Raw genomic sequence first — 11,018 nt, 5'->3', positions numbered from 1 at the left:
GCTGACAGTTGAGGCGGGCTAACGCGATTTCGGCTTCATGCTTCATGTCCCAATCCGACCCCTGCACGCGGCCGACAAACGCCTCGAAAGCGCCGAACGCCGAAACCATCAAAGGGAAGCGCGCGCCGTCGATCTTGAATATCGCGGCCTCCTCCTCGGTAAGCTGCCACCAGTCGTTACCCTCGAAATTAAATGGTTTTACTGCGTCATCTTGGATCAGTTGCGCCAGGGCGTTCATGTCGGGTCGGGTTCAATCTTGCGGGCGCGTTCACGCTTAAAATCATGCCCCGCGACGATGCCGCTATTCTCGAAACGGGCCTTATCCTCGGCAACAGCCTGATCGCGCTCCCCTTCTCTTTTCAGATGTTCAGGGGATGGCGTGTCGGACTTGCCATGTCTGCTACAGGACGTACCAGAATAAGTGCTTGTCACGCAAACACAATACACGCCACCAGCAAATAGATCGGGGCCTAACATCCATGTCGTAGGTCGCGCCTGCGGTGCATCTTCAAGCCTGCCAACCGTGACGTGTTGGGTACGGCCGTCAGGATCGGGACTTTCGATCAGGACTTCACCGGGGGCCAGTTCGAAATGTCGGTGAGCCAGGTGCAGCGCGAAGCGTGACAGTTTTCCGTGGCGCTCCAGAACGTCGCGGATTTCCGCCATGCAAGCCGCGTCCGTATGGTCAAGGTCTGGCGTCTGCTGAAGGTCCGGCAAAACCGTCCATTGCATCGGCAGGATCGCTATCGGGACAGGCTGCATGGCCATGACCTTTTCAACGTCGGCAAAGCGCGGCACTATACAGTATCACCGCATGAGGCTCGGCCTATGGCAACCGACGCAATCGCGCCTGTGCCTCTCTGGCAACGTATCGGCTCGGGCTTGCTGGTGATTGCCTTCGCGCTGCACCAGGTCGTCTTATTGATCTACGCGGCTGAGCTCCTTTTGCCACCTGGCGCACCCCCTTCGGAAAAAGCGAAATGGGCGTTCATCATCGTCACCCTGGGAAGCATATTGTCGTTTGCTGCCATCGATACGATCCGCAACCGCTACGTGACGCGGGGACTGGTCCGCACGCGAGGCTGGCGGCGATTGCTATCGGCATACTCGCGCCCGTCCAATGACTGAAATGAGGATGAGCGAAGATGACGATCATCCCCGACGGCTATCATTCCCGTGTCGAGTTGCTGGCCGAGGCGCACGGTAACCGCGACCCTGAAACCTTCGCGACCGATCTGCTGCGGGTCGCTATCGATATGATGGAACGGCGGGACTCGGACGAACTGGCGCGTGAAATGGCGGTCCATCCGATCAAAAGCCGCCCCTACCCTGAACAGGGCAAGGGCGAAACGGCCGAGGGCATTCAAACCGCTCTGTGCGTCCTCGAAGCATATGGAACGCTCGCGGCGGAAAGCCTGTTTCGCTACCTTCATGCTGCGGACGTTGAAAGCTACCAACCCGGCACGAGGATCGTGCTGCAAAGGGCTGGCGGCGGTGAGGAAGTCATCACCGATCTGCCGCCGATCCCGTTCGGCCGTCTGAGCGCCATGCGTGAAGCCGTGGCCGATCTCGACACGATGCGCCGCGACGGGAACCAGACGCAGGAAATCGTCGCTATCGCAAAGGTTCTGGCCATCTGGGATGATCCTGAACCGGCTGCATCGTAGCAAGGCTGGGGGCGCTGCCCCCAACGACGCTGCAAGGGGCGGGTCCTCCCCATGCTCGCCTCGTCACTCCGTTCCTGCGGCTGCGCGTGGGTCCGGTCCCGGCCTGACGGCCGCCCTTTCCACTCTGCCCCCCGCGTTCGCCACGTGGCAGGGGTGCTGGCGCACCCGAAAGATGATTTCAGAAAGAGGCAGAATGCCAGAAAGCGCCCTGGAAAAGATGCTGCATACGGCGGCGGATCTGCAGGCCACGCTGGACGGCTCGACCATGACGGAAGCGCACCGCGCATTCCTGCAATCCATGCTGGCGGACATGGAAGCGACGTTCCGCGACCAGGCGGACCAGATCAGGGTCATTCGGGCAGTCCTGCCGCGTCGGGACGATGCCGGCGGCAGGGCGACTGTGGCCTATGTCGATCGGCTGTTTACCGAACGGGGCTCGCTTCGCCTTCACTGAGGCCGGTCGTTTCCCTTTGCAGGGCATGCAGCGCACGTTCCACCACTTCCGCGATTGGACAGTTCAGACGCTCGGCGAGGGCGTTGTAACCGTCGATCGTCGCCTGGCTGGCGCGCGTGTTGAATTGCTGGTCCCTGCCCGTCCGATAGCGCCATTTGCCGCCCGTCGGCTTTACCTGAGGCGGTGGCGGCGCTGAGGCCGGATCACGGCTTGCGAATTTCGGTCCCCCGGCGCCGGCCAGGGCTTCCGGTCCGGGGCCTTTCGGACTGTCGCCCGTTTTCGGCTTGAACTTGGAAAGGTCCATATCGGCATCCGCAAAAATGTCGGCGCGTTCGCTGTTCATTTACGCCACCGCCTGCGCTTGAACCGGGGCGGCTTCCAGCATCTTCACAACCTCGGCCGCGAAGGCGTCGGCGTTCTCGATCGCTGCCGGCAGATTGCGGGCCTGGGCTGCTGTCAGGCTGCGAAGCGTACCGCCAAAGGCGAAGATGGCGCGGAAGGCATCCCGCTCGTGCAATCGCGTTCCAAACAGGCGGACGCCTCGGCCGGTCAGCTGCTCCTCGATGGCGGCGAGGCTCTTGGTCTGAATGGCGGGGCTGGTCTGGGTGATAAGGACGGCGCACGGAATGGGGCGCTGAACCATGCGCTCGCAATCGGCCACCATGACAACCGCGGCGGCGGCTTCAACGGCGTCGAGCTGCGATCCCTTGCACGGTATGACGACCAGGTCGGCACGGCTGACGGCAAAGGTCGCCATCTGCGAGGCCGTACCCTCAAGATCCACGATCACGAAAGGCGTCTGGCGTTCGGCGTCCTCGATCGCCTGGATAATGCTGCTTTCTTTGGTCTGCTCGATCACGGTCAGGTTTTCCGGTCGCCCTGCCCTTTTGGCCCACTTGGCAAGCGGCCTGTTCGGGTCGGCGTCGATCACGGTCACGGCGGCGCCACGGTGCGCGAGGGACGTAGCCAAGAGATTGGCGGACGTGGATTTTCCCGCCCCACCCTTAGGGCTGGCAAAGACGATTGTTGGCATAGTTCCACCCTTTGATATTGGACTGATAGCATGATGTTAGCGGGGTGCCTGCGAGCAGAACGCTAACAGGCCGATAGCAGCAGGCTATCACATGAAGCTTGACCATAACAGCCTGCTAGCATGTCGCTACCTTGCTAACAGGACGTTAGCGGCTGGCTCGCGGGTCAATATCGCACGCGCTCCGCTATCGTTAGCATAGCAATATCATAATGCTATCATCTGCATAGCATGCCCGCGACGATGTTTAACTAATGTTAATAATCAAGTTGTTACGATGTATCCGTGACTATAGCCACGATAAAATTTGATCGATGCGACGATATTCAGGACTGGTCCCAGGTCGATATGGTCGGCCTTGAGGATACGGTCTTTGCATCATTGGAATATCACTTCGACGGATACAACGCGGCGGCCGTGGCGCAGCGCGAATATGCCCGGCTGATGAATGAGATCGACACGGGCGCTCCCAATTTGTTCGGGGCCTTTGAAGCGGCGAGGGCAGGGCTAGAGGCCCGCCCACCCGCTAAGGTCTGGCGGACATTCCAGAAAGATGCGGAAGCGGCGATTGCGCCGTTCTGCTTCTCGATCCGGTTTCTTCAAACCGGTGATGCTTTCAACAATGAACCAAAGGAACCCTGAACATGGCCGGTAAACCCGATTTTAATTTGATGGTGCCGCTCGAATACGACAAAGGCGACGGCACGAAAGGCACAAGATGGGTCCGCTTCGGCGCGGTCTGGGAAAACAAGGACGGGACCGGCTTTAGCGGCCGCGTCGATTTCTGGCCGGTCGGTGCGACGGATCGGGTTGTCATGATGCCGCCCAAGGACAGCAAGGGTGCAGATGACGAATAGGCCCCAGATCGCCAAATTTAAGGCTGTAGGGGCTTCCGGCGGTTATCGCGCTAGGGTGTTAGCCAAAAAACCCGGAAGCCCCTCAGCGGGCGTTTACCGCGAAACTGATACAGGTTCGCTGTAATGGCGAAGGGACCGCGCTTTGCACCCAGGACCGCCAAGCCCGCGAAGCCAACCACGGCGGCGGCGGGTGCGCTGCATGTCCGAACCTTTATGCTCAAGCTGTTCGGCCGTGATGACGGGCAAGCCGCGGACTGGCCGCTGATTGCGGAAACCCTGCTGAAAGAGGCTTTCTCAGCCCTCGATATGGCGGCGGCCGAGCCAAAGACGGCGGCCCTGGCGCTATCGATCACGCGCCGCGTCCATGAAGGGGCTTATGCGCGGATCACCGCCAGCCCCGGCGATCCTTTCAAGGAACCGCCCGAGCCCACGCCAACCGCATCGTCAGTGGCTTACGACGGCCCGCAACATCATTGGGCCGATGCGCCGGAGGCGTCGGCCAAGCCGGGGGCGGATGAGTTTCAGCGATGATGAAATCGAGGCGCTGAAAATAGAACGCTCCGTGGCCCTGCGCCCCGGTATCGAAGGGCAGTGGCGCCAGCTGCTCGATCGGCAGCAAAAGGAACGCGATACGCTCTACGGCGAAGGCTTGCTGTCGATGGCCTGGCGCGTGGCGATGCTGCGCCGGATGATGCAGGAAAAGGCCCCCGACACAGGGATAGGACAAGCTTTCGCGTTGGCGCAGTCGCCAAAAGCGCGCGAGGAATTTCTAGGAAAACACCAGCTTGCGGAACGCAAGACTTTGGCGAAAGCTGTGGCCCAGGCAATCGCGGCCGCCCATCGCTCGATTGACGATTTGGACCTTCGGTAACGCACGGCCAAGGCTGCAAGCTTCGGGGCGTTCAAATTCGACAATTCCGGCAAGGGTAGGAGCCGGAGCCGGTAAGTCCGTGGTGAGTCCGATGCCCGCGTGACACGTTGGAGGAAAAACCATGGCCGACCATGAGCCAGAAGATTTCACGGAACTCATGATAGATGAATGGCGCAAACGCCTAACTCATGAATGGGTGAGCATCGATAGAAGCGCTCTGAATTTCTTGTCTGATTGGGCTTTGGGCGATCTTATTAGGGAAGGTGCGGCCGAGCAGCACCGCGATGATCTTAACCTGTATCGTCTCAACCCCGATCACACCCCGGCGAAGGCGGCCGAGGCGGCGGCCAAGAGAAAGGCCAATCGCCTGATCGCGCAAAACATGACCTGGGCCGAGCATAAGGCCCTTCGGTCCCGGCAGGCATGGAAAAACCGGATCGAAAGGCTGTTCGGCCTATTCAGCAGACGCGCGGAGAAAAAGCAGGGCGGCACGGGTCAGTTGACGGTACGCAAGCGCGATCTCATTCCCTGACGGGCAAGGAAAGCCCGGCATGATGCCGGGCTTTCCCCTGTCTGGGTGCTTAGTTGACGGGCTCAGCTGCGGCTCGGTCAAGCCGGGCAGGATCGGTGACGATACAGTCATGAACCATGCTGGCACGCGCATAGACCGATAGCGGGTGGGTCGCCTCGAAATGGCGGTCCCGCTCGACGGGCAGTCTAAGCCTGCCGCGCAGGGCGCGCAGTTTGGCCAGGCTGACGCTGCCGATCTCGGCGCACTGCATGCCGAGGTCGCACAGGCCGAAAGCGATATTCGGTTCCTCCGGGTCGATCTCGGTGAGCAGCCAGGACGCGGCCGCGTCCGGCGTGAACAGCTTGACCACGGGCTTGTGGTCCGGCGGCTCCCGTCCTGCCGCAAGAGCGGCGGCAGTGGCGGTGCCGTTGGCGAGCAGCTTTGCCAGCTGGGGCTTGGTGAAAAGGATCATTCTGCATCCCCTTCAGCTTCGGCCGCTTTCGGCTTGCGCAGGACGATCCGGCCTGGCGCGTTCGGGATCAGATCCAGCTTGAGGCTGCTGCCCTCGCCGTCCTGGTGGCTCCAGGCGGCCCCGATCGGTAGCCACGGCGCACCGTCTCGATCGGCGACGAAGTAGGCTGTCAGGTCGGGTTTCCGGCCCTTGGTTGTGTCGCTGTCAGTCATGCGTTTCTTCCTTCTTGAGCGGGCCGGCTTCATTGCCGGCCATGTCATCCGAAGGAGCCGCACCGGCGGGACCGGCGCAGTCTGAAGGCGGGGAGGGGGATCACCTGGTTTTCACCTATCGAAAATGGGGGACACCGCGCCTTCACCCGAAGGGCTTGGGCATGCGACGAAGGCCCGCCGCGTGCGGCAGGATGGGCATGGCCGGTAATGAGAACGGGGCTGGCCCGCGTCAGGAAAACGTTGTGGCTGTCCGGCGCATGCCGCTCGGAAACCTGCCTTGTTGGCTGATTGCAAAGATCTACAGGCGCGCTTCGGAATATCGGGGGTGCCTGACCAGTTATGGCGCTGCAACGATCTGGATCGATCAACAAACCGGCTGGATCAATCTGCTCAATTCAGCGCATGATGGGGGTATGAGAATTTCGCTATTCCTGCTGGCCTGGCTGTTCGCCTTCAACGCCTTCGCATTCTCTGCGACGGTGACGAGGATCGCGGACGGCGATACATTCACGGTTCTGGCGGACGGGCAAAAGATCAGGGTGCGAATTTTCGGGATCGATGCGCCGGAACACGACCAGCCTTACGGGGACCGGGCCGCCGCTTTGCTGTCGGGGATGATCCTCGGCCAGACGGTCGAAATCGACCTGCCGCGCGGCGTTCGCATATTCGAGGAAAGCTATGACCGCCTGATCGGCGTCGTGTATCGCAACGGAGAGGATGTCGGGTTGTTCATGATCCGCAGCGGCGATGCCTGGGCCTATGACTGGTTCAAACCGCCGGCAATCTATGACGACGCGCAGCGGCAAGCCGCCATTCACGGCCTTGGCCTGTGGGCGGGCCGTCCGGTCGCGCCGTGGGACTGGCGCCGGCAACATCCTTATCTGAACCGTTACTGACCGGCAGGGAGGGACCGCGGGGCAGGGCGAAAGCCCTGTGGGCGCGTTACAAGCGGGCGCGTGCGCCCTTCCGCTCCTGCCGGCGATGAAGGCCCGGCTGCATGCCGGGCCTTCTGCCTGTCATGCAGCCTCCCGCATCTCGTCCGCTGTCTGTCCGGTGAGGTAGTCGGCGGCCCGCTGCGCGTGGCTCGCGGCGGTGAAGATCGCCCGCTTGTCGGTTTTCAAAATGCCGAGCCAGTGGGCCAGATAGTCGGCATGATCCGCGCGGGGCTCTGGGGCAAGGTTGAGGTCGGCCATGACAAAGGCCGCGCCCAATTCAGCTACCAGTTCCTCGAACGCATAGGCCTGATCGGCAAAGCGTTTTCCGAACGTCCGGGCAAGCCGTGCCTCGTGGCCGGTCCAGTGCGTCAATTCGTGGGTGAGGGTGCTGTAATAGCTTTCCGCGTCCCTGAATGCCTGTAGGGGCGGCATCTGCACCATGTCCGCGCCGGGGACGTAAAACGCCTTGCTGCCGCCGTGCCGGATGGTGGCGCCGGTTGCTGCCGCGAAGGCCTCGGCGCGCTCGATCCGCTCAATTCCTTCGGGCAGGGCAGAGGCCGGGGTCCGGTAGCTGTCCGGCAAGCCGTCGATCTGCTCGACGTTGAACACGCTGTACCCCTTCAAAAACGGGATGCGCTGTTCCGTATCCTCGCCGGTCGTCTCGTCTGTGCCGCTCCGGTTGATCGCGCCGGCATAAACAACAGTCGTGCCTTTCTCGCCCTTCCTAACGCATGCGCCCAGTTCAACCGCCTGCTTGAAGGTCATCCACGTGGCTGAGGCGTAGCCGTTATCGGCGGCGGCTCCCCACAGCATCAGGATATTGATCCCGCGATAGGGCACGCCGTTGCCGCGCAGAGGCATGCGGATCGGTCCGCTGATGGTCTGGCCGCTGCTCCACGGCTTGTGCCAAGGCTTCACGCCGGCCTCTAGGCTGGCAACGATCTGATCGGTAACTCTGTTGTAAAGGTCTGATTTCACTGGCTTATCTTTCTAAAAGGGTGTTGCGCATGCAACCCTGCTAGGCCAAGCGCCGATGAGCGGGGGGAAGCCGTCAAGGACCGGCGGCCGGGGAGGGGGATCGCCCGGTTTGCAGCCCTTGCGAAAACCGGGGACACCCCGGCCGACGCGCTTGCGTCCAGTCCTTGACGGCGGGGGCTGAAAGCCCCGCTTTCTGATCGCGGATGCGATCATGACAACTGCCGGCGCAGCCGGCCCTTAACGGGAGGCCGACGCAGTGGCCGCGGGGGGAGTGAAGCCGTCAGCGTAGCAGGCGTGAACGGCGGGCCGGCAATGAGCCGGGGGGCTAAGCTGTCTCGCGTCAGCGATCGTCACCGCATGGCGGAAACTACAGGTTCCGGGAGGCACAGCCGACTAGAGCGCGGCCCCAACGGGGGACGCCCTGATGCATGCTCTATTGAATTTTCTGGCGGGGGGGATTCCTCCCGCTGCTAAGGTTTCTCAACAATAAGGAGAAGCCAATGGAAATACTCGATATCTTCAAGGCACAACGCGAAAACAGACAAGAGCTAAAGGACAAGCTGCATGAGGATCTTCTCGAAGAGTCACTCAGGCTGCGTCATCTAAAAGACTTCGTTTATGAAGCCTTCCAGGACGCCGCATCGCCCGTCGCTAAATCGAAACACGCGGCGGACTATGCCGTCATATCGACGGCGCTGACGGAGCTGCGGACATCGGACGCTTATCAAGAGGCGTGGGACGCGATCACCGCGCCTGATTTCAGCACGCCCGGACCGGGCTGAACCGTTGCAGGCTGGGGGCGCTGCCCCCAACGACGTTGCAAGGGGCTGGTCCTCCCCATGCTCGCCTCGGAGCAAGCGCTCCTGCGGCTGCGCGTGGGTCCGGTCCCGGTCTGACGGCCGCCCTTTCCACTCTGCCCCCCGCGTTCGCCACGTGGCAGGGGTGCTGGCGCACCCGAAAATCAAAGCAGGGGGTGAAGCTGCACTGACCATCCGGGCGGCGGGCCTTTCGTTATGGTCCGATAAGCCGTCTCACACAGATGCATCGTGGCGGGCTTCGCGCCGCATTCCTTGCAGGTCAGGCGGGGGACGATCTCCGCCAGGTGATGCCCCGGCCCGAGGCTGCGGACCATCATCTTGATCGGCTGCTTGGTGCCGTGCCCGCAACCGCAACGCAGGTCTAGCCAGCAATCCTCCACTTCGTTCAAGCGGGCTTTCAGGGCCAAGGGAACGCCATAGGCGGGGGGATCATCTGCCATGAGGCCGCTCGTCGCCCAGGTGCCGGGCCAGGCGCTCATAGGCGGCCGCCAATGCCTGTCGCCGCTCGGGTGGGTGCGAGATCGCCAGAGCGGCCTTGTAAGCGGTCGCAGCCGGTAAGCGGCCCGCCAGGTCGGTCAGATAGTCGAGGGCTTCCAGCACGTCCCTGTCGTGGCGGAAATCTCGGTCCTCGGTCTGCTCGATGGCGGCGGAGAGGAGCGCCAGGGCGTCCCGCTTGCCGTTGCTGTCCGCGCCGTCATGCGCCCATACGCCGAAGTGCTTCACGTCCCGGTAAATCTTGCTGTGGTCCATCGATGTTGCCCCCATGAATGGGAATTATACTAGAAAACTCTACGGGAAATGTTGTTACGTATATTCGATTTTAATCTTTCAAACATACAGTTCGAATATGGCAAGAGGTCAGCGATATACGCCACGACCGGCAAAGCCGAAGAAACCGACAACGGCCCTGGCGGCCGCGCCGCATGTCGGCGCCTTCCTGCTGAAACGGTATGACCGGCAGGACGGCGAAGCGGCGGACTGGCCGTTGATCGCGGAAACGCTGTTCAGGGAAGCTTTCGCGGCGCTCGATCTGACGGCGGCCGACCCCAGGACAGCCCCCCTCGCGCTCTCGATCACGCGCCGCATTCATGCCGGGGCCTATGACCGGCTGAAGGCAACCCCGGACGACGCCTTCAAGGATGCGCCTGCGCACGCACGGTCTACGCCCTCGGTCGATTACGAAGGGCCGCAATACCATCCCGTTGACAGGCCCGACGCGCCATTAGTTAAGTGAAGGGAGCAGAAGAGATTTCGGCGGTGCGTGTTATAGGGTATTCTCGAGGTCACCAGCTCACAAGTTTTCAGGACAAGTGACAAGAGAGCCTAATCGAAGGCTGCTACTCACATCGATAACACATAGTTTTCTAGGTGCCCTGGCAAAACTCTTCAGCCTTATTATCAAATTTCTCCTGATCATATACAGGCTTAAGGCCAATTCGCCGAACAGCCTTACGCGCTCCCGCATACTCAAAAAAATCAATCCAAAATCTTCGTACGAAATCGTATACCTGCGTCTGCTTGGCTGAAAGACCTGCAATATAAACATCTGCATTATTGAAATTCGGTCGAAATCCAGATTTTTTTATATCTTCAATTAGATTTTTGGGCGAAGTATTTCGCCAAAAATCTAGATTATCGAAAACTATAGTTTTTCCCAAGATATTGCTATCCTCCAGTCCATCGGAGAGTATCAAAACAACATTCTTCCCATTTTCTCGGTCTTCAAGCTCATCAGAGACGTCCCTCATAGCATCAATAAGGTAAGTTTTCTTGGATGGCGGTATTTTCTCAAAGCTATCAGCAATTTCGGCTCGAAGATGCTCCTTCGCATCGCGGAAAACGCGCAGAGCATATTCAGAATTTTTTAGACAACTTGAAGACTTAGAAAAGTCACCCCTACCTCTGAGGTAAAACAAAATGTCTCTCTTCTTTTCTTTTGGTACTTTCGGGAGCTTAGTTTTCAGTAGCACAGGAGGATCGCCACGAGTATTTGCGTCGACGACACTCAAAACAATGACAAGAGAATTTGGAGTTACTGTTTCAAGCAATTGAGAAACATAATGATTGAAAGCCCCCCCCTTCTTTACGAAAGAAGCAGACTTATCGATTAATAGGATAAATGTGTCGTTCGAGGATGGTTCATACGTCGAGTCCGCATCATCACGGTCGCACGATGCCAACAATAGCAAAGCAGCCACCGAAATGGTTCTCAA

21 protein-coding genes are annotated in these 11,018 nt (G+C 60.2%); 11 read left to right on the top strand and 10 right to left on the bottom strand.

The genetic code is table 11. The annotated features are described in order from the left end of the window. A partial coding sequence (locus OXS49_RS22355) for a hypothetical protein (protein ID WP_267426781.1) occupies positions 1-238 on the bottom strand: 238 nt, incomplete at its 3' end. After that, the gene (locus OXS49_RS22350; RefSeq protein ID WP_267426779.1) at positions 235-798 is read right to left on the bottom strand and encodes a hypothetical protein; all 564 of its coding nucleotides are present in this window, start codon (positions 796-798) and stop codon (positions 235-237) included. The genes OXS49_RS22350 and OXS49_RS22355, both read right to left, overlap by 4 nt. A 30-nt stretch (positions 799-828) precedes the next feature. On the opposite strand from OXS49_RS22350, the gene OXS49_RS22345 reads away from it, so the two are divergent. The 3 genes from OXS49_RS22345 (at position 829) to OXS49_RS22335 (ending at position 2,121) form a co-directional block, all read left to right on the top strand. Further along, positions 829-1,128 (top strand): hypothetical protein, encoded by a 300-nt coding sequence (locus tag OXS49_RS22345; protein ID WP_267426777.1) that lies wholly within the window; start codon positions 829-831, stop codon positions 1,126-1,128. Positions 1,129-1,145: 17 nt separating this feature from the next. Beyond that, entirely contained in the window at positions 1,146-1,667 is a 522-nt protein-coding gene (locus OXS49_RS22340) for a hypothetical protein (RefSeq protein ID WP_267426776.1), read from the top strand. Positions 1,668-1,860: 193 nt separating this feature from the next. Then, entirely contained in the window at positions 1,861-2,121 is a 261-nt protein-coding gene (locus OXS49_RS22335) for a hypothetical protein (RefSeq protein ID WP_267426775.1), read from the top strand. On the opposite strand, the gene OXS49_RS22330 is transcribed toward OXS49_RS22335, so the two are convergent. Then, positions 2,090-2,464 carry a hypothetical protein gene (locus OXS49_RS22330; protein WP_267426774.1) on the bottom strand — a complete coding sequence of 125 codons (375 nt, stop codon included), beginning with the start codon at positions 2,462-2,464 and terminating at the stop codon, positions 2,090-2,092. The genes OXS49_RS22335 and OXS49_RS22330 overlap by 32 nt on opposite strands. Beyond that, on the bottom strand, positions 2,465-3,154 hold the full coding sequence (locus OXS49_RS22325) for a division plane positioning ATPase MipZ (protein WP_267426773.1): 690 nt from the start codon (positions 3,152-3,154) through the stop codon (positions 2,465-2,467). It abuts the gene before it with no gap. 282 nt (positions 3,155-3,436) lie between these two features. On the opposite strand from OXS49_RS22325, the gene OXS49_RS22320 reads away from it, so the two are divergent. From OXS49_RS22320 to OXS49_RS22300, 5 genes are all read left to right on the top strand, one after another. Next, entirely contained in the window at positions 3,437-3,793 is a 357-nt protein-coding gene (locus OXS49_RS22320; RefSeq protein WP_267426772.1) for a hypothetical protein, read from the top strand. A gap of 2 nt (positions 3,794-3,795) precedes the next feature. After that, positions 3,796-4,008, top strand: coding sequence for a hypothetical protein (locus OXS49_RS22315; protein ID WP_267426771.1), 213 nt, complete (start codon positions 3,796-3,798; stop codon positions 4,006-4,008). Positions 4,009-4,221: 213 nt separating this feature from the next. Beyond that, the gene (locus OXS49_RS22310) at positions 4,222-4,539 is read left to right on the top strand and encodes a hypothetical protein (protein WP_267426770.1); all 318 of its coding nucleotides are present in this window, start codon (positions 4,222-4,224) and stop codon (positions 4,537-4,539) included. Next, the gene (locus tag OXS49_RS22305; RefSeq protein ID WP_267426769.1) at positions 4,523-4,879 is read left to right on the top strand and encodes a hypothetical protein; all 357 of its coding nucleotides are present in this window, start codon (positions 4,523-4,525) and stop codon (positions 4,877-4,879) included. The genes OXS49_RS22310 and OXS49_RS22305 overlap by 17 nt, the downstream gene beginning before the upstream one ends. 121 nt (positions 4,880-5,000) lie before the next feature. Continuing rightward, positions 5,001-5,411 (top strand): hypothetical protein, encoded by a 411-nt coding sequence (locus tag OXS49_RS22300; protein WP_267426768.1) that lies wholly within the window; start codon positions 5,001-5,003, stop codon positions 5,409-5,411. A 49-nt stretch (positions 5,412-5,460) separates the two neighbouring features. On the opposite strand, the gene OXS49_RS22295 is transcribed toward OXS49_RS22300, so the two are convergent. Both OXS49_RS22295 and OXS49_RS22290 read right to left on the bottom strand, forming a co-directional pair. Next, positions 5,461-5,862: a DUF2958 domain-containing protein gene (locus tag OXS49_RS22295; RefSeq protein ID WP_267426767.1), complete on the bottom strand. Its 402-nt coding sequence runs from the start codon at positions 5,860-5,862 to the stop codon at positions 5,461-5,463. After that, the gene (locus tag OXS49_RS22290; protein ID WP_267426766.1) at positions 5,859-6,074 is read right to left on the bottom strand and encodes a hypothetical protein; all 216 of its coding nucleotides are present in this window, start codon (positions 6,072-6,074) and stop codon (positions 5,859-5,861) included. Before OXS49_RS22290 ends, OXS49_RS22295 begins: the two co-directional genes overlap by 4 nt. Before the next feature lie 197 nt (positions 6,075-6,271). On the opposite strand from OXS49_RS22290, the gene OXS49_RS22285 reads away from it, so the two are divergent. Next, positions 6,272-6,970 carry a thermonuclease family protein gene (locus OXS49_RS22285; RefSeq protein WP_267426765.1) on the top strand — a complete coding sequence of 233 codons (699 nt, stop codon included), beginning with the start codon at positions 6,272-6,274 and terminating at the stop codon, positions 6,968-6,970. 120 nt (positions 6,971-7,090) lie between these two features. Here OXS49_RS22285 and OXS49_RS22280 read toward each other — a convergent pair whose 3' ends face one another. Then, complete coding sequence (locus OXS49_RS22280) at positions 7,091-7,987, bottom strand: zincin-like metallopeptidase domain-containing protein (RefSeq protein ID WP_267426764.1); 897 nt, start codon at positions 7,985-7,987, stop codon at positions 7,091-7,093. A 500-nt stretch (positions 7,988-8,487) separates the two neighbouring features. Here OXS49_RS22280 and OXS49_RS22275 point away from each other — a divergent pair, with 500 nt between their 5' ends. Beyond that, positions 8,488-8,769 carry a hypothetical protein gene (locus OXS49_RS22275; RefSeq protein ID WP_267426763.1) on the top strand — a complete coding sequence of 94 codons (282 nt, stop codon included), beginning with the start codon at positions 8,488-8,490 and terminating at the stop codon, positions 8,767-8,769. Between the two features lie 179 nt (positions 8,770-8,948). Here the strand turns inward: OXS49_RS22275 and OXS49_RS22270 are convergent, their stop codons facing one another. Together OXS49_RS22270 and OXS49_RS22265 are read right to left on the bottom strand one after the other, a co-directional pair. Further along, positions 8,949-9,245, bottom strand: a complete 297-nt coding sequence (locus tag OXS49_RS22270) for a hypothetical protein (RefSeq protein ID WP_267426762.1) — start codon at positions 9,243-9,245, stop codon at positions 8,949-8,951. Further along, entirely contained in the window at positions 9,235-9,555 is a 321-nt protein-coding gene (locus OXS49_RS22265; RefSeq protein ID WP_267426761.1) for a hypothetical protein, read from the bottom strand. Before OXS49_RS22265 ends, OXS49_RS22270 begins: the two co-directional genes overlap by 11 nt. A gap of 97 nt (positions 9,556-9,652) precedes the next feature. Between OXS49_RS22265 and OXS49_RS22260 the strand changes: the two genes are divergently transcribed. Further along, complete coding sequence (locus OXS49_RS22260; RefSeq protein WP_267426760.1) at positions 9,653-10,039, top strand: hypothetical protein; 387 nt, start codon at positions 9,653-9,655, stop codon at positions 10,037-10,039. A gap of 130 nt (positions 10,040-10,169) precedes the next feature. Here OXS49_RS22260 and OXS49_RS22255 read toward each other — a convergent pair whose 3' ends face one another. Next, positions 10,170-11,003 carry a hypothetical protein gene (locus OXS49_RS22255; RefSeq protein WP_267426759.1) on the bottom strand — a complete coding sequence of 278 codons (834 nt, stop codon included), beginning with the start codon at positions 11,001-11,003 and terminating at the stop codon, positions 10,170-10,172. Positions 11,004-11,018 lie beyond the last annotated feature (15 nt).

This window comes from Methylobacterium sp. GC_Met_2 (assembly GCF_026540795.1).
Taxonomy (GTDB): Bacteria; Pseudomonadota; Alphaproteobacteria; order Rhizobiales; family Beijerinckiaceae; genus Methylobacterium.
Note: the sequence above shows the minus strand (reverse complement) of the source record. Positions and strands in the feature narration are given on the sequence as shown.

Bases quoted from the DNA above. Each gene is read 5' to 3' on its own strand.
- OXS49_RS22340 (WP_267426776.1), top strand. From the start codon at position 1,146: ATGACGATCATCCCCGACGGCTATCATTCCCGTGTCGAGTTGCTGGCC.
- OXS49_RS22285 (WP_267426765.1), top strand. From the start codon at position 6,272: ATGGCCGGTAATGAGAACGGGGCTGGCCCGCGTCAGGAAAACGTTGTG.
- OXS49_RS22345 (WP_267426777.1), top strand. From the start codon at position 829: ATGGCAACCGACGCAATCGCGCCTGTGCCTCTCTGGCAACGTATCGGC.
- OXS49_RS22305 (WP_267426769.1), top strand. From the start codon at position 4,523: ATGAGTTTCAGCGATGATGAAATCGAGGCGCTGAAAATAGAACGCTCC.
- OXS49_RS22300 (WP_267426768.1), top strand. From the start codon at position 5,001: ATGGCCGACCATGAGCCAGAAGATTTCACGGAACTCATGATAGATGAA.
- OXS49_RS22325 (WP_267426773.1), bottom strand. From the start codon at position 3,154: ATGCCAACAATCGTCTTTGCCAGCCCTAAGGGTGGGGCGGGAAAATCC.
- OXS49_RS22275 (WP_267426763.1), top strand. From the start codon at position 8,488: ATGGAAATACTCGATATCTTCAAGGCACAACGCGAAAACAGACAAGAG.
- OXS49_RS22270 (WP_267426762.1), bottom strand. From the start codon at position 9,245: ATGGCAGATGATCCCCCCGCCTATGGCGTTCCCTTGGCCCTGAAAGCC.
- OXS49_RS22265 (WP_267426761.1), bottom strand. From the start codon at position 9,555: ATGGACCACAGCAAGATTTACCGGGACGTGAAGCACTTCGGCGTATGG.
- OXS49_RS22290 (WP_267426766.1), bottom strand. From the start codon at position 6,074: ATGACTGACAGCGACACAACCAAGGGCCGGAAACCCGACCTGACAGCC.
- OXS49_RS22310 (WP_267426770.1), top strand. From the start codon at position 4,222: ATGCTCAAGCTGTTCGGCCGTGATGACGGGCAAGCCGCGGACTGGCCG.
- OXS49_RS22335 (WP_267426775.1), top strand. From the start codon at position 1,861: ATGCCAGAAAGCGCCCTGGAAAAGATGCTGCATACGGCGGCGGATCTG.
- OXS49_RS22260 (WP_267426760.1), top strand. From the start codon at position 9,653: ATGGCAAGAGGTCAGCGATATACGCCACGACCGGCAAAGCCGAAGAAA.
- OXS49_RS22315 (WP_267426771.1), top strand. From the start codon at position 3,796: ATGGCCGGTAAACCCGATTTTAATTTGATGGTGCCGCTCGAATACGAC.
- OXS49_RS22330 (WP_267426774.1), bottom strand. From the start codon at position 2,464: ATGAACAGCGAACGCGCCGACATTTTTGCGGATGCCGATATGGACCTT.
- OXS49_RS22295 (WP_267426767.1), bottom strand. From the start codon at position 5,862: ATGATCCTTTTCACCAAGCCCCAGCTGGCAAAGCTGCTCGCCAACGGC.